The sequence below is a fragment of the Psychrobacter sp. DD43 genome, assembly GCF_904846555.1.
GTDB lineage: Bacteria > Pseudomonadota > Gammaproteobacteria > Pseudomonadales > Moraxellaceae > Psychrobacter > Psychrobacter cryohalolentis.
Map to the genome: position 1 here is coordinate 12,567 of NZ_CAJHBE010000009.1, position 21,434 is coordinate 34,000.

A 21,434-nucleotide genomic window follows, 5' to 3' on the forward strand; every position below is an offset into this window, starting at 1 on the left:
AATTAACCCCAGCAGTGCTGTACTCTTTTAAAAATGGATCGACTATATAGACTTGTTTTAATGAAGTTTAATAGAGGATTAACCCTCTATTAAAAGGGCAGATTTGTATCGATATCCTATGGATTTGGTGAGGCATGAGAATTAAGCGAAGTTAATGATTTAATAGGCTTATCTGCCTATGCTACAATGCCGCTGCTACCGAATATTAGGTCATTGATGCACTTGCCCAATGGCCTTGTTTTTTGCCCGATTTGACTAATAGACAAGCGAGCGCTCAGTGAATACTGAAATTATTAAGATAATCCTAGCCTTTATGGTATTGATTAACCCCTTTAGCGCATTGACATTGTTTTTAGATTCAACGCGTGGTTATTCAATGAATAATCGACGTAAAGTAGCACGCGTTGCTTGTCTGACCATTTTTATTACTATCAGTTTCTTCACCTTAGCAGGCGAAACGCTCCTCAAAGTCTTGGGTATTTCAATCGGCTCGTTTCAGTTAGCAGGTGGTATCTTAGTGTTTTTAATCGCTCTCAATATGATGAATGGCGATGGTAATCCGGTTAAGCCTGATCAAGAAAACTTCGATGTTGACCATCTCCAAGGTGCGCCGCCAACGATGGCAGCCGCAGTTGTGCCGATTGCTATTCCTATGATGATTGGACCGGGTGGTATTTCAACCGTTATTATCTACTCATCACAAGTTTCTGGCATCTTGCAAATATCTGCCATTTTGATTGCGGGTTTGTTTATCAGTTTATTTTGTTATTTGGCATTGATGGCAGCTGGTCGTATCAGTCGCTTATTGGGTGATACAGGGCTTAATATTATGAGTCGAATCATGGGGATGCTATTGGCGGCAGTTGCTATCGAAATTATCGTTAATGGGCTACGTACGCTATTTCCTGATTTGATCTAATTTTTTAGTCTATAGAAGCGATTTAATCGCTCAAAAAACCAACTACTTTCAAAAAAGTATTTGGTTTTTCTGTTTTTTAAACGGCGTATCATTGTTTGGATAAAGGCTCTTGAGTAGAAAGCTCTGTTTTAGCTTTGGTACAAATGCCAAGCCAAATATAGCATCAATATGCCGACTAAGGCGTCAAGGATATTCCACGCTTTTGGTTTGGCAAATAATGGTTTGAGTAACCGTGCGCCATAGCCGAGTGCAAAGAAAAAGCAGAATGAAGCGCTGACCGCTCCTACTGCAAAGGCAAGCTTACTACTGGCTCCTGTTGAAACCATACCGACCAGCACCAAGGTATCTAAATAGACGTGTGGATTTAGCCATGTAAAACCAAAGCATAGTAATAATGCCTTTTTTAGACTGGTGACGACTTGTCCATTGACGGTAAGTGCGTGTGATAAGCGTATACTGGCATACAAGCTTTGCAATCCGTAACCCAATAAGAATATGACCCCCGTGACCTTGGCAATATTGACCACTTGCGGGTAGCGTGCCGTTACCGCGCCAAAACCACCAACGCCAGCTGAAATCAACAACGCATCACTGACGGCGCAGAACAGACATACAAAAAATATGTGCTCGCGTTTTAGTCCTTGTTTTAGAACAAAGGCATTTTGTGAACCAATAGCGATAATCAGGGATAAGCCAAGCAAAAAACCAGAACTGTAATCGGTGATATTCATGATGGCTGTCTTATCCTTTAAAAACGCTGACGTTTGCTTACTGGTAGTATGGCAAAAAGCTGTTAAGATAAGGTATTGAATGGTCAAATGCAATCAGTAAATGGGCGAGGAGCAGGGTAAGTTATGGTCATAAGTTTGACAAGAATGCTACAGTCATTTGGGCAAGCACACGATGACCTGCCAACCGCCGCTGCTAAAAATGCTCAGCAAGCGGCTGCCAATAAACTTACTAATAATAAAAATGATGTTGCCCATCGTGATAGTGGTGATAAGCAAGAAGATGTCAATACTTTAACGCCTAATGCCTCGCCGCTTACTGAGCCGCAGCGTACCGAACGTATTTGCGATGCTTTAGCGCAAGTGTCTGATATTCGCGCACCGACGCCATTGACCGATCGTTATTTGTCCAATCGTGCTCAAATGCGACCGAGTAATAGACCACCTTTTGACCCAGATACCTTATGGTTTCTTAAACATGGACGCTGTCCGATTATGACTGAGCTTGTGAATGTGGTCGATGCAGCCACACTAAATGCCATGCCGATTGAAGCAGTTGCTATATTAGATAGAATTAATAGCAAATTAAAACGCTATCGTGAATGGAGTAGCGAGCTTAATGATGAGCAAAAGCAGCAACATAATGAGCGGCAGTTTGTCATTGATAAGCTGATATCTGAAAGTATTCCAGAAGCCTTGCATCATTACGAGCAGCTGCAACGTTTTAGTCCACATCGTACGAAGAATAATGTAGTACAGGGTAAAATGACTGCAGGCGATATGCTGACGGATTTGTTTTTAGAGATTGATTATGAGCTTGATGAATTGTTAGAGGAGCTGCATCAAACGGTGATGAATCGTCTGGCTTCAACCCATCGTTATGTTAAAAGCCGTACGCAAAATTAGGCGCCATTTTTCTATTCTGCTAAAAAATAAGCATCAGCAAACACAAACAACTCAATGCATAACAATATAGGGCTTTAATAGAGCCTTATTTTTTTGTTTAATAAAATCATTAAATACTATATTCAGTCTTAAATAAGAGAAATATGAATATTATAAAGTGCTACTAGGATTAATTTTCGTAGCCTCTGTCTGCGTAGGCACAGTAAGCAAGAAAATTGATCCTAGTAGCGCTGTGTTCTTGCAAAAGTGGAGCAACCATATCAAGAATAATAATAAATTTGCCAATTAATACTATTAAATAATAAGGATAATTTTATGACTCAAATCACTGCCATGTTTGTCATGCTTGTTTTATATGGAGTGCTACCCGCAGCAGGTCTGTATTTAGGCTATCGTGGTATAAAAAAGGTGACAGCACCCAAAATGCTAGAGTATAAAGCGATGCCGCAATTGGGTTATATTCCTGAAAAAAGCTTACCAGTTGATGTCAAAGCTGCATTGACCCAAATTAATGAAAAAGGTGAAAAGCTGCGACTTATTTATGGTGATACCAATAATGATGGCAAGATAGATGATAGCGATGCAGTTAACGAAACTTATATTACCATTCAAAATCTGATGGATAAACATGTACCAGAAGCAGTAGCAGATTATCGCCGTTTACATGACTTAGATGTCGGGGATGGCGCACTTGCTGATACCACAAAAATTAAGCATTCGGATGTCACTGGCAAAGAAGCACTTTTGGATATATTAGGAACTATTAACACCCAGTTTAATGAACTGCTTAATGCATCCTACCATCAAGATGGACAAAAACTACTGGCAACCAATCGATATTTACAACAGCGTTTTGATAATCCTAATGTAAATATAGATACGCAGTTGTTTAACCATGCTGATGAAGTAGAGACGATCAAAAAACTTGCGGACGATACTGTTAGTAAGGATATGAGATAGAGAGTAGTAAATAGTTAAGAGAATCAATGACGGTTGAACGATTAAGAGTAAATTGCTATGAGTGTATTAATAGGCGTTGGTGTCATAACGACAATGAGCATCTTCTATCTAAGTAGAAAAGGCTGGCATGCTTTTCATAAAGCGGTTGGTATTACGCCAGGTGTACTTATTTATCAAAATGCTAATGCACCATTATCGTTATCTAATATAAGCTGGCAACAATTAAATCTTAATAAAAAGCATCTTAATTTTTTAACAGATAATCAGCTACGCCAGCTACAACATATTGATGAAAAGGTAGCCAGTTATTATGACTATCAGATAGAGCTAAAATCACAAGAAAAGATGCCTGAAATCACCGAAGGACAGTTCGTATTGCATAAGATGCTACATATACGTTTACCTGAACTACTCAGTAGTTATTATCAACTGACGATCATTAAAGCAAATGCTAAAAGCGTTAACAATCAATCACGATATGAAGCCGGCAAGTTGCTGCAAGACGTATTAGATAATATAGAACAACGCTTAGATAGCTTATTAGAACAAATGGAGCAGCAGCAATTACAGGATTTACGAATCATGAAAAGCTATATTGATAGTCATAATCACTAATATGTCAGTGGCTAGAGAATACTTATTAATGTCACATACAAAAAAGCTGCCAATGATTATGTATCATTGGCAGCTTTTTATTAATTATGCTAAATCTAAAACATATTAGCGTTTATCGTTGCGGTCACGGGGATTACGGGTGCCGCGACTGGCAGGACTTGCACTGCTTTTTGGTTTTGCGCTACTAGTGCTATTACGATTATCGCTACGAGTGTCAGTACGACGTGCTTTCAGCGGTTTGTTTCTGATACGCTCTTGCTTTTCTTTAGCAGCACCATGAAGACCTGTACCATAACGTGGGCGTAAGCTCACTAGGTCTGTTAACGTATTAATATCTTTTCTATCAAGCTCTAAGAAGCGCCCTGTACGTAGCTCTTTTGGTAACGCAATATTGCCATAGCTGGTACGTAATAGACGACTGACTTTAAGACCTTGGGATTCAAATAAACGGCGTACTTCACGGTTACGACCTTCCTTAAGCTGCACATGATGCCATTTATTAACGCCTTCACCGCCGCCTTCTTTGATATCTTCAAATTTAGCCAAGCCATCTTCTAACATGACACCTGTTGTCATCGCTCGTGCCATATCTGGGGTAACGTCGCCCAATACACGTACGGCATATTCACGGGTCACTTCGCTAGAAGGATGCATCAAACGATGCGCCATTTCACCATCGTTAGTAAATAATAATAGACCAGTTGAGTTGATATCCAAGCGACCTACCATAACCCAACGATCATGAGTCAGCTTTGGCAAACGTTCAAATACGGTAGGGCGACCTTCTGGATCATTCGCCGAGCATACTTCGCCTTCAGGCTTATAATAAGCTAAAACGCGACGACGCTTTTCATTTTCAGAAGTATATTTAATCTGACGACCATCAACGCGAATCTCATCACCTTGTTCAACACGATCACCAATAGTCGCAGGACCGTTATTGACGGTTACGCGACCTGCTTTAATGACTTCTTCCATCTGACGACGTGAACCAAGTCCCATACGGGCAAGTGCTTTCTGTAATTTTTCATCTTTCATAACGATTTCCTAGAATCGGTGGGTTTACATTTCTCAATGTATAAAATTGGACTGCATATTATACGCTCTTTCTAAGAGTTATACAGACTATGTTACGATTATTCTCGATTTTATATCTGAATAAGATAAGTGAGTTTCATATCACTTGTTGATTCAAATCTTTTACTAAGATAATAAATAGGATATTGTTTTTTAGTTTATATGAATAATAAATATAGTCAGGGAAAAGCAATATCGATATATAACGTACTGCTGATATCAATTTTTCTTGCTTGCTGTGCCTACGCAGACAGAGGCTGCAAAAAATTGATACCAGCAGCATCGTAGCGTTTTTAAGGTATTTTAACTATATTAACTATATATGATGGCTATCGCCAAATATAAGAATATTTGCATATAATTTACTTTATAATTAAGCAAAATTTTCATTAAACATACATGATTGCATGTTTAATATTTAAGCACCTATGTTATTATGATTTTGTTTTTTTGTACATAATGCAACGCTTTAGTATGGCTGTCTGATTCTTTAATGCTAGACACTACTTATATCTATGATTTATAAAGGTCTTTTTATGTTTTTCAATTCATCAAAGTTATTAAGTGTAACGTGTCTATTGATAGTTGGTATGGTTTCAGGGTGCTCCAGTATCAATGCTGGGCTGCAAGCAGGTGAGCTGCCGCCGAGTGGTACATTTATCGCTGAAAATGGTCTGCATTTTAATATTCAGCCGCTAAATCTAACGACATTACCTCCAAAACAAACAGTATTACCAAGCAGTAATTTAAATCAGCTAATAAGGAACTCTAGTCGAGCAGAATATCGTATCTCCAAAGGGGATATTCTTAGTATTGTCTTAGTTGGTTATCCTGATATTACATCGGCAGGGGCATCAGGCTATCCTGTAGATCAGCAGGGGTTTGTTCAGTTCCCACTGGTTGGACGTATTAAAGCGACAGGGATGAGTGTGCCGCAGTTCACGGCGAACTTGCAGAGACAACTACAGCGCTATCTGAAATTTTCAGATCCACAGGTTAAAGTTCTCGATTATCGGGGTAACAAGTTTTTTATTGATGGTGAAGTTAAGCAGCCTGGCGAATTTGCAATTAATGATGCACCAGTTTCGCTATATAGTGCGATTTCTATGGCTGGTGGTGCAACGCCGACCGCTGATTCAAATAATATCGTGTTTAACCGTAGAGGTGTAAGCTATAATCTGGGCCTACAATCTTTACGTCAACTGGGCAGTTCTGCCAACCAAATCTATCTCCAAGATGGCGATTCAATCCATGTTAATAGTCAAGACCGTAATAAAGTCTATGTTCTAGGAGAATTTGGCAAGGTAGAGCCTGTACCTATCCGCGAGCAAGGTATCAGTCTAGCTCAGGTTTTAGGAGAGTCAAACGGACTTAATTCTAATACTGCTAATGCATCTAAGATATATGTCGTCCGCGATAACCTTAATACAAGAACAACCGATATTTACTATGTGGATATGCAGACGATTACCAGTTTTGCACTTGCCAATCGTTTTGAGATGCGTGCCAATGATATCATTTATGTAGATCCTACTGGTTTGACGCGTTGGAATCGCGTACTTAGCTCCATCTTGCCTTCTACATCAGCGGTCAGAAGTCTATCAGGCTTATAAATAATAGGTAATAACTATCATGGCATTTGATCATATTCTTGTTGTATGTGTGGGTAATATTTGTCGTAGTCCAATGGCAGAAGCGCTATTGAAGCAGCGTTTTCCCAATAAGACTATTGACTCTGCAGGGGTGGGTGCTTTGGTTGGGCATCCTGCCGATCCTGCTGCGCTAGAAATTATGTCAAAGCAGCAGATTGATATCACCAATCATGTTGCTAAGCAAATTGATGAGCAATTGGCGAAAAAAGTGGATCTTATTTTTACTATGTCAGATGGTCAGACCAAATGGATTGAAGAGCGCTGGCCTTTTTGCCGCGGTAAAACCTTTAAGCTTGGTCACTGGATGAATAAAGACATTGCGGATCCTTACCAGCATGAGTTAAGTGCATTTGAGATTGCACATCTAGACATTGTTGAAGGTATAAAACAATGGGCTGATAAAGTTAGCTAAATAACTGTTGTAAATAAATAATTATTATAAAAGATTAATACTAAACGATTACCTTAAGTGATGAACCTACCGTTATGACTACAGATTCAAAGAATGTATCAAACTCTCCTGTTAAAGAAGACAATGACGAAATCGATTTAATGGCGCTACTTTTTGCCATTTTACGTGGCTGGAAAACCATCGTATTCTTTGCTGTTTTAGGTTTGATAATAGGTATCTTGTATAGCAGATATGTGAATCCTACTTTTAAGTCAGATGCACTTATTCAAATTGATCAAAAGTCACAAAGTATCTCAGCGTTAGGTTCTAATATCTCAGATCTAGTGTCAGCAGAGAGTAGTAAAGCGCAAACTGAAACTGAACTGATTAAGTCGCGAATGGTATTAAAGCCTGTCGTGGATTTACTACATCTGGATATTCGTTTAAGCGATCCTGCTGTTGGTAAATTTGATCGAATAAAAAGCAATACTACTACTGTTCAAGTAAATATACCTGAAGGTGTAACGCTAAAAACGTCAGATGGCCAAGTACAGATTAGTCAATTTAATGTGTCGAAGGCGTATCTTAATCGTTCTTTTACTTTAGTGCGATCTAATAAGAGTGATGGGTTTTTATTGAGTAATGGATTTGATGACTTTAAAGGACAGATAGGGCAAGCTCATGTTTTTAAGGGTGTTGATGGTATTATCGAAATTACAGTGAATGACTTACCTGTTAATGACCATGGAATTAATATTGTTAAGCTATCCCTGCAGAATGCTACAGAGTCTATAAAATCTGCTTTATCGGTTGTTGAAAAGGGGCAGCAAACAGGTATTGTTGAGCTGTCAATGACAGGCAATAGTCAAGAGCAGGTAAGCTTGGTTTTGAAGGAAATTATTTTATCCTATATCGCTCAAAATGAGTCTCGTGGTTCTGAAGAGACTACTAGAACACTTAGTTTTATGGAGTCACAAATACCTATCCTGAAGCAGAAACTTGAAGCATCACAAGTGGTATTTAATAGGTTCCGTGAAAAATATGGCACTATTGATATTGGTCAGGAAGCAGCATTACTAGTTGGAGAGAAGTCTCAAATTGACTCTCAACTTAATGAATTAAAGCTAAAGAAGGCGGACTTAACTACCTATTATACGGAAGAGCATCCTTTAGTTATTCAAATTAATGATCAGTTAAAAGTACTAAATAATAGAAAGCAGGAAATAAATAGCAAAGTTGCTGGTTTACCTGAAGTCCAGCGTGAGTTTTTACAGCGCTCAGAAGATGTAGAGATCAATAAGGAAATCTATCTCACAATGCTGAAGAACTACCAACAGTTAAAGATTGTTAAAGCTGGTGAAGTTGGCTATGTGCGTATTATTGACTTACCAATCAATACCTATAGAACTATTGCGCCGAAAAAACTGCTGATTTGGGTATTGGCTACTTTATTAGGTACGATGCTTGGTACGATGCTAGTGCTTGTTAAAAACATGCTTAGAAACGTGGTCAAAGACCCTGAGCGTCTTGAGGCTAAGACAGGCGTACCTGTTATTGCAACCATTCCTCGTTCTCCAGTGCTCACAAGGTTTAGTAAGAAAAAATCACCTAATCGACTGCTTGCCTATGCAGATAATAACAGCTTAAGTTACGAAGCCATTAAAAGCTTACGTACTAACCTTATGTTTGGGATGCCAAGCCAAGGGCGAGCTGGTCAGCGTGCCAAAGTTATTTTGATTACTGGTGAAAGTCCGGGGGTCGGTAAGTCTTTTATCTCCTCTAACCTGACAGAAGTATTTGCCCAGTTAGATAAAAAAGTCCTCATTATAGATGCCGATATGCGCTTGGGCGAGTTGCATAAAGTGTTTAATATGGACCAACATAATGGTCTGGCGGATTATTTAACGCAAGATACGACACATTTATCAAGAGATAAAACTCAGCTAGTAAAAATTGATGCTGTTCAAGAGTCTGGTCATCTAGCAACTTTCATCCACTCGACTGGTATTGATAATATCGATTTTATGCCGCGAGGCGAGCATCCACGCAATCCGGCGTCGCTATTGGCTAATGGCAGTTTTGATCATTTAATGACAGAACTAAACCTGCATTATGATTATATTATTATTGACTCACCACCGATATTGGCAGCCTCTGACGCTATGATATTAGCGCAACATGCTGACAAAGTACTGATGGTCACCAGATACGATGACTCGATAGAAGGACAATTGGTGTATGCGGTCAATCAGATGAACAAAGCCAACATACAAGTTGACGGTATTATTCTCAACGATGTACAGCAAGGCATTATGAGCAAATATAGCTATCACTATAGTTATGCTTATGGTAATAACCAATAGTTAGCTTTTTCGAAATTCTACCAAAATTCATATTTTTAAGTAGTTAAGTGTTATGTCTGCAAATTCAAAACAGTCAAGTGATTATTCATCACTTGATAGAAAAACTGGCTGGTTACAGCGTATGGCAAAACACTTGTTATCATTGCCTCGCAGCCTCAAGCGAGCCATTTTACTCACTACAGACTTGGTAGCATCTTTAGTTTGCCTGTTCTTAGCTTTGTCTTTGCGCTACGGTAGTATCGCTCATAATATAAACCCTGCAATATTAATATCTTATGCCACGCTGCCTATCGTCGGTTTATATCTGATTGGTTTCTATAAAGGCGTAGCACGTGGTTTTTTAGATACGGTAATGGGTAGTGTCGCAAAGCTGTTCTTTGTACTCATGGTCGTTTATGAGATTATCATCTATTTAAATCCCTTAGAGGATATACCGCGCTCCGTTCCTATTATCTTTCTATTTTTCTTATTTATCTGGTTATGGAATAGTCGTCTTACTATTCGTGAGCTCTTGATGCATTTGAGCGGGAGAGCCCAGCGTCGCCTCAAAGATGATGGCATTTATGATAATGTTGTTATCTATGGTGCGGGAGAGGCGGGTCGAGACTTATTAGAAGGCTTAAGAAACTCTCATAAATATAATGTCGTGGCTTATATTGACGATGATCCTCAACTTACTGGTGCTTACTTACTCGGCAAAAAGATTTACCCTGCTCATGAATTGATAAGCTTGATTGATGAGCTAGACGTTGCACAGGTGTTTTTGGCCATTCCTTCTATCAGCCGCGCGCAAAAACGCCAGATTATAGATAAACTATCAGGCATCGCCATCAAAATTAAAGAATTGCCAAGCTTAGAAGAGATTGCTGATGAAAAAGTGACCGTCAGTAGTATGCGCAAAGTAGACATCTTGGATGTGTTAGACAGACAGACTGTTGAACCTGATGCAAAATTGCTGCAGCTAAATATTAAAGATAAGTGCGTGTTGGTTACTGGCGCTGGTGGTTCTATCGGTAGCGAATTATGTCGCCAAGTAATCAAGAACCAGCCTAAATGTATCGTGCTCTATGAGCTTTCCGAGTTTGCGCTTTATAGTATTCATCAAGAGCTAACTATAAAACAAGCCAATACGCCTGCTTATCAAGATATTAAAATCGTTGCAGTCATCGGTAATGTCACTAATGAATCGAACCTGCTCAGAATACTAAATCTCTATAATATCCAAACGGTTTATCATGCTGCCGCCTACAAGCATGTGCCAATGGTAGAGCACAACCCTTTCGAAGGTGTTATTAATAATACTAAAGGTACTTATCATTGTGCCCGAGCTGCGATTGCAGCAAATGTCGAGACCTTTGTACTTATATCGACCGATAAAGCAGTAAGACCGACCAATGTGATGGGCGCTTCTAAGCGTTTAGCAGAATTGGTTTGCCAAGCGCTAAGCCAGACAGATAGCCAGACCTGCATTAGTATGGTGCGTTTTGGTAATGTCCTAGGATCATCAGGCTCTGTAGTACCGTTATTTACCAAGCAGATCGAACAAGGTAAGCCGATTACGGTCACCCATCCTGATGTGACTCGTTACTTTATGACGATTCCAGAGGCGGCAAATTTGGTTATCCAAGCGGGTGCAATGGCATCGGGCGGTGAAGTATTTGTGCTTGATATGGGCGAGCCGGTCAAAATCGTTGATTTAGCACATCGAATGATTCATTTAAGTGGTTTTGATATTAAAGATGCTGCCCATCCGGATGGTGATATCGAAGTCATCTTTACTGGACTTAGAGATGGAGAAAAGCTTTATGAAGAGCTCATCATCGGTGAAGATAATGTTGAATCCACTGATCACCCTCTTATCATGCAAGCAATTGAGCATAGCTTCCCATTAGATGAGCTGGAATCGGTATTGTTTGAGCTGACTGAAAAACAAAAACAATTCGATGTCCCTTGGCTGAAGCAGCAATTCAAGCAGTTTGTAGATGGTTATCAAGACAACTTAACAAATACTGCAATTGAGCCCCGAATGCCTACTGAAAAGCCTATTAATATGATCAGTTAGTGTAGTTATATGATAAATGTTAAGACAACTGTAATCAATCTTTAGCGCGGTCAACAAAAGAAAACAGTCTTATTTTACTCCAAGTTTAATCTTATAATTAAAGATAATGTTAATAAAGTGATACAATGATATGTCAAATTTTATATTATTTTTTATAGTTGAATGTATATGTTAAACGTTATTAAGCAGCTTTTCTCATTACTTTCAGCTAGTCAAGTAAGACGGTTTTACATTTTGCAGGTTCTTGTTGTCGTTATGGCTTTTACTGAATTATTAGGTATTGCGTCTATAGCGCCCTTTATGGCTCTAGTCGGTGACATTTCTATACTAGAAAAAAGTAATGTCTTTGCAGAATTATACCAAATATCTGGCTTAACAGATCCTATGGATTTTGTGTTCTATACTGGGTTACTGGTACTTTTAGCCCTAACAGTCTCTACCCTAGTTTCTATGTTTACGATTTGGAAGTTATCCCTTTATGGGGCGAGCGTCGGTATTGAAATTGCCGATCGTCTTTACGCGTATTATATGCAGGAAGACTGGCAGTTTCATGCGAGTGGTAGCAGCGCTCAATTGACCAAGCAGGTATCTACAGAAGCCATGCGCATAATGAGTGGAATAATACAGCCACTGATGCAAATGAATGCAAAAGTAATTTTAGCTATTCTGATTTCTGTAAGTATATTAATTTACAATCCTATTATAGCTATAGGCGGTTTAATTATATTTGCGTTAGCATATTTCTTACTTTATAAACTTGTTCGTAATAAATTGGTTTCTAATGGCCAAGAGATATCAAAAGTATCTACTGATCGATTTAGGTTAATGAATGAAGGGTTTGGTGGTATCAAAGATGTCTTACTACTTGATCGTAGACATGATTTCATTCAACGCTTTGAAGATAGTGGTAGGGTTTATGCTCGCGCTCTAGGATTAAATGCAGGTATCAGTCAAGTACCACGCTATTTTATGGAATTAATTGCTTTCGGTACTATGATTGGGTTGGTTCTATTACTGATTAAATTACACGAAGGCAACTTAGGAGCCGTATTACCAATACTAGCCGTTTACGCTCTCGCTGCATTTAAGTTACTTCCAGCTTTACAACAAATATATTCTAGTGTGGCTCAAATCAAAGGGAATCTCGCTGCATTTGAAGCAGTTGAAGAGGATTTGCGAAAATCACTTAATCATAATAACTCTATTTCTAAAGATACTCTACCAAGACGAATCGAGCTAAAGGAAAAAATTACTTTAAGTAATATACAGTTTAGTTATCCTAGCAAACCAAAACCTGCTGTGAATGGGGTCACTATGACTATTCCTGCTAATAGCGTGGTCGGTTTAGTAGGATCGACTGGTTCTGGCAAGTCCACGTTAATAGACTTATTGCTTGGTTTATTGACACCTCAAAGTGGTCACTTGTGTATAGATGACACTTGTATCACTCCTGAAAATAAACGTGCCTGGCAAAATACATTAGGCTTTGTTCCACAGAGTATCTTTTTAAGCGAAGGGTCTATCGCTGAAAATATTGCTTTTGGCCTACCTATTAGGGATATTGATCTAGAGCAAGTAAATAAAACACTCAAACTCGCTCACTTAACTGAATTAGTCGAACAGCTTCCTGATGGCCTAAACACAAAAGTAGGCGAGCGCGGTGTCCAGCTGTCTGGTGGACAACGTCAACGTATTGGAATTGCAAGAGCACTTTATCATGAAGCAGAGGTTCTGGTATTTGATGAAGCAACCAGTGCACTAGATGGTATTACAGAAAAGATAATCATGGATGCCATACACGACTTTAGTGGTCAAAAAACCATCGTTATGATTGCCCATCGTCTAAAAACGGTACAGAAATGTGACATTATTTATTTAATGGATCAAGGTGAAATAGTTGACCAAGGGACATATCACGAACTATTGGAAAAGAATATTCAATTTAAAAAAATGGCAGAGCATTCTTAAGTAACACTATCTGAATAACGTTCAGTTTTATATCGTTGAAATTGAATGACTGAAAATGGAGATATTATTTTAATGGACATGTACTCGCTGAAAAATAAACTTGGTAAGGTTTTAGAGTTTATAGAAGATAAGAATAATGTCGTTTTTTTAGACTACCCCCTCCATCACAACGTTGGTGACTTATTAATACTATCTGGAACTATTAATTTCTTTAAAAACAACTCTATTAATGTAAAGTCTCATTTGTCGACATATAATACTGATATTTCTCAATTAAAAAAAATTATAAATAATGGTACAACTATTATTTGTCACGGCGGAGGGAATTTTGGTGATATATATCCTGTACATCAAAATCTGAGAGAACAGCTTATAAAGTCGTTTCCTAGTAATAGAATTATTATTCTTCCGCAAACTGCATTTTTTAACAGTATAGAGAACCAAGAGAATTCCCAAGAAGTATTCAACAAACATGATAATGTTGTTATGTTTGCTCGTGATAAAAAAACGCATGAAATATTCAAGCAGTTTTCAGAAAAGGCATACTTAATGCCGGATATGGCGCACGAACTCTATGGTACTTTACCCAAAGTTGCTAAAAACAAACCTGTCTTATACTTCCTAAGAAATGATGTAGAGAAAAATCCAATACAATTACAAATTATAAAAGAAATTAAAGATAACGACTGTTGTGATTGGACTGATTTGCTCACTAAAAAAGATTATAGAGTTGCATATGGTGCTCATCAATTAATACGAGTTAATAGAAAACTAAAGTCTAACGCACTAGATAAAGTGATTTTTAAAATCTGGAATGTTCATGCAGAAACTTTAGTTTCTGACATGTCAAAATTATTTTCAAGTTATGAAAAAGTGATAACCTCACGATTGCATGGACATATTTTGTCTTGCTTGGTTGATGTTCCCTCTTCTATTATTGATAACAGTTATGGTAAAAATACTGAATATTATCAGATGTGGACAAAAGAGTTAGATATAGTCAGCTCAAAATAAAATTGTTATGGTTAGGGCAAACATCATAAAACAATTTGGATAAGTCATTTTCCATCCAGCCTTGGTGTAGAAACTTCACTTGAGCCCATTTCTTTTCGATAGGGTTTAGGTCTGGGCTGTACGGCGGCAACCAAAGAATACGATGCCCGTGCCTGTTTAGTAGCTTTTGAATGCGTTTGCTCTTATGAAATCGAGCGTTATCCATCACAATCACGCATTTGGTTTTAAGACTTGGGATTAGGGTTTGTTTGCACCAGTTGTAGAATATGCTGCTGTTGATGTTTGTCTCAAAGTAATCTAGTGCAAACAGCATCTTGTCATAAAGAGCACCAATAACGTTGGTTCGCTTTTTACCTTGCCAGTTGTAGCTATCGATACAAGGTGTACCAATCGGTGCATAACCATGAGAGCGAATGGTTTCAGCCTCAAAGCCGCTTTCGTCCATATATACAATGGGGTAGCCTTGCTGCTTAAAGTGCTCAAGCTTATTCTGATACGCCACTCTTTTGATCGGACAGGCTTTTGGATGTTCTAAAGTCTTTTTTTTGACTGATGCCTAGGCGCTTTAGGGCATGATGAATGCCTGTTTTACTACAGTTTAAACGACGGGCTCGCTCATACTGGTAATCATCAGGGTGTTCTTTGACATCATTAAGTAGCACGTCATCTGGTATTTTATAGGGTTTGGTTTGCCTGGTTGTTTTACTATGAACACGTCTCTTCCAGTTTTGTATGGTGGTTGGGCTGAGGTTATAGAATTTAGCTGCCTCGGCAAAGGTCATACCCTCGTCTAAGCTTTTTAGTACTTGTTTGCGGAAATCTAGTGAGTAAGTCATGGTCTTTATGATAACAATTGGATTTAATAATTAGTTTATAACACTTTTATATAGGCTTGACTATATCACGTCTATTTGGGATAAATAATATGTTACACATATATATAGTTTCATTACAGCAAGACGTAGAAAAGAGAAGAGTAATTAGTAAGACTCTAGAAGACTATGGTCTAAAGTTTAGTTTTATTAATGCTGTTTATGGAAAAGAATTATCAGAGGGCGTATTAAGTTCAATCAGAGCTAAAAGCGTAGGAAATGTTGTTCGTAGAGGGTTTTCATTAACACCCGGCGAGATAGGTTGTACTTTGAGTCATATAATGGCTTATCAAGAGATATTAAATAAGGATTTAGACTGGGCGTGTATTTTAGAAGATGATGCTATTTTAGATGAAAGATTTAAGGACTTTATTAATAATTTTCAAACTACTGGGTTAAATTCAGAGTCACTTTATCTTCTTGGCGGACAGAATGGTTTTCCTGGTACTCATGTTGTTAAGAGTATTAACAACATTAAGTATATCGGTGGTCAAAAATTTACTAAAGTGATTAGAAGTGAGCGTTTCATTTATAGAACCTGTTGCTATCTTATTAGTTCGTCTTTAGCTAAAAGCCTTATATTTCTATCTAAAAAAAGCTTCATTCTTGCAGACGACTTTGATTTTTTAGTAAAAAATAAAATTATTAACAATATCTATCTGTCTAACTTTGTTGATCATCCATTAGATCTCTCCGAGAGTCATTTACAGAAAGAAAGAGAGTCTGCGGCATTAAATAGAAATTTAATTTACCATCAAAAGAAAAATTTTTTTCCTTTACGAGTCAAGAATTCTATAGAATGGCGACTTAGACTGTTAATACTGAATACGTATAAGTATGTGGAAAAAAAAGATACTATTTAAATTACTTGTGATTAATTAAGAAATCATAATATACCGAGAATTCTTATGTTATTAAGTTTTATTGTACCCTTTTTTAATTCGAAAAAAAAGTCTAAACGGTTATTGAAAACTTTATCAAGTATTGATCAAGATGATATCGAAATTATTCTTATAGATGATGGTTCTACTGATAACACCTATAAAATGCTAATGGATTTCAAAATAAATGCTATCAATGAAAATATAGAGGTAATTGAGCAGGAGAATAAAGGACCGGGTGGGGCTAGAAATGCAGGTTTAACAAGGGCTAAGGGCAAATATGTATGGTTTGTAGATTCTGATGATGATATAAGGATAGAGGCAATAGAGTTTCTAAAAGAAATTAGTGATAAGAACTATGATTTTATTGACTTTAACATACAGTCAGGATCAGAAGTTATAAATAGTATGGATATCAATCCAGGGGAATATTCTGATGCAGAAAACTATCGTATCGTTTTGCTTAACCATTTTGGTCGTATCTCGTCTAAAGCTATAAGACGTGAGTTCTTAATAGAGAATAATATATTTTATCCTGAGTATTGCTTATATGAAGATAATCCGCTTACATATATTTATCCTTTTTTAGTGAAAAGTTTTCTGAAAACAGAAGTTGTTGGTTATATACATCATCTAGAGTTTGAATCCATAACTCGAAGCCAGCCAAGCTTAAGAACTTTGGACCGTTTGTATACTTCAATATATGGATTTAAAAAAGGTTTAGAGTTAGCTCAGAATAATGTAGAAGTTGATATTTTGAAAGAGAAGTTCATAAAAAATTATTTAACAATGACTACTATAAATTTACAAAGTATAAAACCAAGTAAAAACTGGGTAGTTACTTGGAAAGTGATGAAAGAATACCGAAAACTAAATAAAAAATTGGATATAAACCTAAATCCATTTTGTTTTTTGGAGGGTAGCTATAAATTTAAATTATATTTCACTTTTCACTGGGCTATATCCTTTCTTATAACTACTGATCAAACAGAGTATTTTAATAATATTCGTAAGAAAGCTTGGAACTGATATTTATAACTCTATAGACTCTAATTTTAATTTATGCTTTTAAAGGGTGTTAACTACATGCTAACTAATCAAACTATTCTTATTACAGGCGGTACAGGTTCGTTCGGAAACACTTTCGTCCCCATGGTGCTAGAAAAATACAATCCTAAAAAAGTGATTATCTTTTCACGCGATGAGATGAAGCAATGGGAAATGGCCAAAAAATTTGAAGGCGACGATAGAGTTCGCTTTTTTATTGGTGATGTTCGTGATAAAGAACGTTTATATCGTGCATTAGATGGAGTGGATTATGTCGTACATGCGGCGGCTACGAAAATTGTCCCTACTGCTGAATACAATCCTTTTGAATGTGTGAAAACCAATATCAATGGTGCCATGAATTTGATTGATGCTTGTATTGATAAAGGGGTTAAAGGAGTCGTTGCACTGTCTACAGATAAAGCCAGTAGCCCGATCAATCTTTATGGTGCCACTAAACTGGCTTCTGATAAGCTATTCGTTGCAGGTAACTCATACTCTGGTGAGCATGGTACTAAGTTCTCAGTTGTTCGTTATGGTAATGTCATGGGTTCACGTGGTTCAGTGATTCCATTCTTTATGTCTATTAAAGACAAAGGTGTGCTACCAATTACAGATGATCGTATGACTCGCTTTATGATTTCATTAGAAGATGGTGTTAAATTAGTATGGCATGCCTTTGAAGATATGGTAGGCGGTGAAATCTACGTTAAAAAGATTCCATCGATGAAAATGACAGACTTAGCTCGTGTTGTAGCGCCAGAAGCAAAGCAAGAGGTTATTGGCATCCGCCCAGGTGAAAAGCTACATGAGCAAATGATTAGTGTTGAAGATGCTTATTATACTTACGAGTATCCAGAGCACTTCAAAATTTTACCTACTATCAATAAATGGGCAACTGATCCTGCAAGGATTAAAGACGGTAAACGTGTTCCCGAAGGGTTCGAATACGCCAGTGATAACAATAGCGAATGGATGAGCGACGCTGATTTGCAAGAGTGGATAGATACTAACCGTGATAAAATTGGGAGTATCTAAATGATTCCTTATGGCCGCCAAGACATTAATCAACAAGATATTGATGCTGTTGTAGAAGTCCTCAAATCCGATTTTCTAACTCAGGGGCCTAAAGTTCCTGCTTTCGAACAAGCGGTGATGGAAGCTTGTGATGCAAAATATGCTTTGGCGGTTAATAGTGCGACATCTGCACTACATATTGCCTGTCTAGCATTAGGATTAGGAGAAGGTGATTGGCTTTGGACGACGCCTAATACTTTTGTTGCTTCAGCAAATTGTGGGTTGTACTGCGGTGCACAAGTTGATTTTGTAGATATTGATCCTAATACTTATAATCTATGTACGAAAGAGCTAGAAAAGAAATTGATTGATGCCGAAAAATCGGGAAAATCACCCAAAGTTTTGGTTCCCGTACACTTCAGTGGTCAGCCTTGCGATATGGAAGTGATTTATAATTTATCCAAAAAGTACGGCTTCAAAATTATTGAAGATGCTTCACACGCTATTGGTGGTAAATATAAAGGTGAGCCTATTGGTAATTGCCGATATAGCGATATTACTGTATTTAGCTTTCATCCAGTAAAGATAGTGACTACCGCTGAAGGCGGGATGGCAGTGACTAATAGCGCAGAGTTGGCAAGAAAACTAGACTTACTGCGTAGCCATGGTATTACTCGTAATTCTAGTCTCATGACCAAACCTATGGATGGTCCTTGGTACTATGAGCAAATAGATTTAGGCTTTAATTATCGCATGACAGAATTGCAAGCAGCGTTAGGCGTCTCTCAGATGCAGCGCTTAGATGATTTTGTTGCTAAGCGTCATAAGCTGGCTCAGCGTTACAATGAATTACTGAAAGACTTACCTATAACGTTACCTTGGCAGCATGAAGATGGCTATTCAGGTTTGCATTTATATGTGATTCGATTGCAATTAGAGAAGGTTACTAAAACGCATCTAGAAGTTTTTGAAGGAATGCGTGAAGCTGGTATCTTAGTTAATTTGCATTATATTCCTGTACATATGCAGCCTTATTATCAATCAATGGGTTTTGAAGTTGGTCAGTTTCCTCAAGCGGAACAATATTATCAAGAAGCTATGAGTATTCCGATGTTTCCTACGATGACGGAAGAACAGCAGGATAAAGTAATTGCCACCCTGAAAGAGTTATTATTATGAAGATTGCGGTGATTCCGGCACGCGGTGGTAGTAAACGTATACCGCGCAAAAATATCAAAGAATTTTGTGGTAAACCAATGATTGCTTATTCAATCGAAGCCGCCTTACAATCTGGTTGTTTCGATAAAATCATTGTATCTACAGATGATAGTGAAATTGCCCAAGTTGCTAAAAGTTATGGCGCTGAAGTACCGTTCATACGACCAAAAGAGCTGTCTAATGACTATACTGGTACCATTCCCGTGATACGTCATGCCATTGAGTGGCTTGTAGAGCATGGAGTTGATACCAATCTAGTATGCTGCTTATATGCCACGGCTCCCTTTGTTACCGCCGAATACTTACAGCAAGGCTTGCAGCAACTAGAGGATAATAATGCAGCTTATGCTTTTACAGTGACAAGTTATGCTTTTCCTATTCAAAGAGCTATTAAGCTTAATCCTGAGTTAGGAGTAGAGATGTTCGATGCGAATAACTTTAATACTCGCTCTCAAGATTTAGAAGAAGCTTGGCATGATGCTGGTCAATTCTATTGGGGTAGGGTAGGTGCTTGGCTAAGTGAAAAAATAATTTTTGGGGCTGAATCTACCCCAGTTATTTTACCAAGACACCGTGTACAAGATATTGATACTCCTGAAGATTGGGAACGCGCTGAATGGCTATTTAAGGCGCTGCAAGGGTGAGAGTCATCTTCCGCTGCGATGCTTCCATCCAAATAGGTACTGGTCATGTGATGCGCTGCCTCACATTGGCGGATGCATTGGCTGCAAGGGGCGCAGTATGCTACTTCATTTGCCGTGAACATGAAGGTCACTTGCTTGAAGTAATCAGAAAAGGTGGTCATCAAGTTTATAGCCTACCATTTAAAGCTGATGTAGAAAAGAGTGGTAAAAATGGTATAAAGCTCTTACATGCTGATTGGTTAGGAGCTACGCAGCAAGAAGATACTCAGCAGTGCATTGATATAATTAAACTTATAGAGCCGGATTGGCTAATCGTTGATCATTATGCTATCGATATAGTGTGGGAAAAAATGCTGCGTCCCTATTGCAAAAAACTTATGGTCATAGATGATTTAGCCGATCGCGCTCATGATTGCGATATACTACTTGATCAAACATTTGGGCGACATACAGAAGATTATCTTGATTGGATCCCTGATAACTGTCAAGTCTTATGTGGTTCAAAATATGCACTGCTGCGCCCTGAATTTGCTAAGTGGCGAGATTACAGTCTTGAACGTCGAAAAGATGGTATGCTTAAGCATTTACTTATAAATTTAGGCGGTGTTGACAAAGACAATATAACGTCAAAAATACTCAAAGGCCTTCAAAACAGTTCTTTACCGGAATGTTGTAAAATAACGGTAGTTATGGGTTCAACAGCACCGTGGATTGAAAGTGTAAAAGCTCAGGCAAAAGCACTGCCTTGGAAAACTCAAGTAAAGAGTGGTGTAAATAATATGGCTGAATTGATGGCTAATAGTGATTTAGCTATTGGTGCAGCTGGCTCAACATCGTGGGAGCGTTGTTGCTTAGGGCTACCTACTGTTATGTTAGTTTTAGCTGAAAATCAGCTTTTGATTGCTAAAAACCTAGAGGAAACTGGCGCTGTACTACTAACGAAGTTAAATGAGACCTTAATAGCAGATCTTGGCATAGAATATATTATAAGAAATGACAACTTACTTTTTATGAGTAAAGCGGCTAGATTAATATGTGATGGTTTAGGAGCGCAAAGAGCTTCTAAATTATTGACTAATAATTCTAAGGATACATTTTAA

General features: G+C 37.9%; 20 protein-coding genes. 16 read left to right on the forward strand and 4 right to left on the reverse strand.

Features of this window, described 5'->3' with window-relative positions:
* Positions 1-277: 277 nt before the first annotated feature.
* Positions 278-919 (forward strand): MarC family protein, encoded by a 642-nt coding sequence (locus JMX89_RS06480; RefSeq protein ID WP_083759462.1) that lies wholly within the window; start codon positions 278-280, stop codon positions 917-919.
* 128 nt (positions 920-1,047) lie between these two features.
* Here the strand turns inward: JMX89_RS06480 and JMX89_RS06485 are convergent, their stop codons facing one another.
* Positions 1,048-1,650 (reverse strand): LysE/ArgO family amino acid transporter, encoded by a 603-nt coding sequence (locus JMX89_RS06485; RefSeq protein WP_133105281.1) that lies wholly within the window; start codon positions 1,648-1,650, stop codon positions 1,048-1,050.
* Positions 1,651-1,794: 144 nt separating this feature from the next.
* Here JMX89_RS06485 and JMX89_RS06490 point away from each other — a divergent pair, with 144 nt between their 5' ends.
* From JMX89_RS06490 to JMX89_RS06500, 3 genes are all read left to right on the forward strand, one after another.
* Positions 1,795-2,553: a hypothetical protein gene (locus tag JMX89_RS06490; RefSeq protein WP_201551225.1), complete on the forward strand. Its 759-nt coding sequence runs from the start codon at positions 1,795-1,797 to the stop codon at positions 2,551-2,553.
* Positions 2,554-2,868: 315 nt separating this feature from the next.
* Complete coding sequence (locus tag JMX89_RS06495) at positions 2,869-3,513, forward strand: hypothetical protein (protein WP_201551135.1); 645 nt, start codon at positions 2,869-2,871, stop codon at positions 3,511-3,513.
* A 57-nt stretch (positions 3,514-3,570) separates the two neighbouring features.
* The gene (locus JMX89_RS06500) at positions 3,571-4,128 is read left to right on the forward strand and encodes a hypothetical protein (protein ID WP_201551137.1); all 558 of its coding nucleotides are present in this window, start codon (positions 3,571-3,573) and stop codon (positions 4,126-4,128) included.
* A gap of 105 nt (positions 4,129-4,233) precedes the next feature.
* On the opposite strand, the gene rluB is transcribed toward JMX89_RS06500, so the two are convergent.
* Positions 4,234-5,166, reverse strand: a complete 933-nt coding sequence (gene rluB / locus JMX89_RS06505) for a 23S rRNA pseudouridine(2605) synthase RluB (RefSeq protein ID WP_201551139.1) — start codon at positions 5,164-5,166, stop codon at positions 4,234-4,236.
* 575 nt (positions 5,167-5,741) lie between these two features.
* Here rluB and JMX89_RS06510 point away from each other — a divergent pair.
* The 6 genes from JMX89_RS06510 to JMX89_RS06535 all read left to right on the forward strand — a co-directional run bounded on the left by JMX89_RS06510 (position 5,742) and on the right by JMX89_RS06535 (position 14,655).
* Entirely contained in the window at positions 5,742-6,818 is a 1,077-nt protein-coding gene (locus tag JMX89_RS06510) for a polysaccharide biosynthesis/export family protein (protein WP_201551141.1), read from the forward strand.
* A gap of 19 nt (positions 6,819-6,837) precedes the next feature.
* Positions 6,838-7,269, forward strand: a complete 432-nt coding sequence (locus JMX89_RS06515) for a low molecular weight protein-tyrosine-phosphatase (RefSeq protein ID WP_201551143.1) — start codon at positions 6,838-6,840, stop codon at positions 7,267-7,269.
* Between the two features lie 74 nt (positions 7,270-7,343).
* Positions 7,344-9,611 (forward strand): polysaccharide biosynthesis tyrosine autokinase, encoded by a 2,268-nt coding sequence (locus JMX89_RS06520; RefSeq protein WP_201551145.1) that lies wholly within the window; start codon positions 7,344-7,346, stop codon positions 9,609-9,611.
* A gap of 52 nt (positions 9,612-9,663) precedes the next feature.
* Positions 9,664-11,673, forward strand: a complete 2,010-nt coding sequence (locus JMX89_RS06525) for a polysaccharide biosynthesis protein (RefSeq protein WP_201551147.1) — start codon at positions 9,664-9,666, stop codon at positions 11,671-11,673.
* 168 nt (positions 11,674-11,841) lie between these two features.
* The gene (locus tag JMX89_RS06530) at positions 11,842-13,641 is read left to right on the forward strand and encodes an ABC transporter ATP-binding protein (protein ID WP_201551149.1); all 1,800 of its coding nucleotides are present in this window, start codon (positions 11,842-11,844) and stop codon (positions 13,639-13,641) included.
* 45 nt (positions 13,642-13,686) lie between these two features.
* Positions 13,687-14,655: a polysaccharide pyruvyl transferase family protein gene (locus JMX89_RS06535; RefSeq protein WP_201551150.1), complete on the forward strand. Its 969-nt coding sequence runs from the start codon at positions 13,687-13,689 to the stop codon at positions 14,653-14,655.
* Here JMX89_RS06535 and JMX89_RS06540 read toward each other — a convergent pair.
* The gene (locus JMX89_RS06540; RefSeq protein ID WP_227673031.1) at positions 14,642-15,157 is read right to left on the reverse strand and encodes an IS630 family transposase; all 516 of its coding nucleotides are present in this window, start codon (positions 15,155-15,157) and stop codon (positions 14,642-14,644) included. The genes JMX89_RS06535 and JMX89_RS06540 overlap by 14 nt on opposite strands.
* Entirely contained in the window at positions 15,141-15,491 is a 351-nt protein-coding gene (locus JMX89_RS06545) for an IS630 transposase-related protein (RefSeq protein WP_192529622.1), read from the reverse strand. Before JMX89_RS06545 ends, JMX89_RS06540 begins: the two co-directional genes overlap by 17 nt.
* A gap of 89 nt (positions 15,492-15,580) precedes the next feature.
* Here JMX89_RS06545 and JMX89_RS06550 point away from each other — a divergent pair, with 89 nt between their 5' ends.
* From JMX89_RS06550 to pseG, 6 genes are read left to right on the forward strand one after another with little or no spacing between them, the layout of a single operon-like run.
* Positions 15,581-16,390, forward strand: coding sequence for a glycosyltransferase family 25 protein (locus tag JMX89_RS06550; RefSeq protein ID WP_201551152.1), 810 nt, complete (start codon positions 15,581-15,583; stop codon positions 16,388-16,390).
* Positions 16,391-16,435: 45 nt separating this feature from the next.
* Positions 16,436-17,437, forward strand: coding sequence for a glycosyltransferase family 2 protein (locus JMX89_RS06555; protein ID WP_201551154.1), 1,002 nt, complete (start codon positions 16,436-16,438; stop codon positions 17,435-17,437).
* A gap of 57 nt (positions 17,438-17,494) precedes the next feature.
* The gene (gene pseB / locus JMX89_RS06560) at positions 17,495-18,493 is read left to right on the forward strand and encodes a UDP-N-acetylglucosamine 4,6-dehydratase (inverting) (RefSeq protein WP_201551156.1); all 999 of its coding nucleotides are present in this window, start codon (positions 17,495-17,497) and stop codon (positions 18,491-18,493) included.
* A complete protein-coding gene (pseC, locus tag JMX89_RS06565; protein ID WP_201551158.1) occupies positions 18,494-19,651 on the forward strand; it encodes a UDP-4-amino-4,6-dideoxy-N-acetyl-beta-L-altrosamine transaminase in 1,158 nt (385 codons plus the stop codon).
* Positions 19,648-20,334, forward strand: a complete 687-nt coding sequence (pseF, locus tag JMX89_RS06570) for a pseudaminic acid cytidylyltransferase (protein ID WP_201551160.1) — start codon at positions 19,648-19,650, stop codon at positions 20,332-20,334. The genes pseC and pseF overlap by 4 nt, the downstream gene beginning before the upstream one ends.
* The gene (gene pseG, locus JMX89_RS06575) at positions 20,331-21,434 is read left to right on the forward strand and encodes a UDP-2,4-diacetamido-2,4,6-trideoxy-beta-L-altropyranose hydrolase (RefSeq protein WP_201551162.1); all 1,104 of its coding nucleotides are present in this window, start codon (positions 20,331-20,333) and stop codon (positions 21,432-21,434) included. The genes pseF and pseG overlap by 4 nt, the downstream gene beginning before the upstream one ends.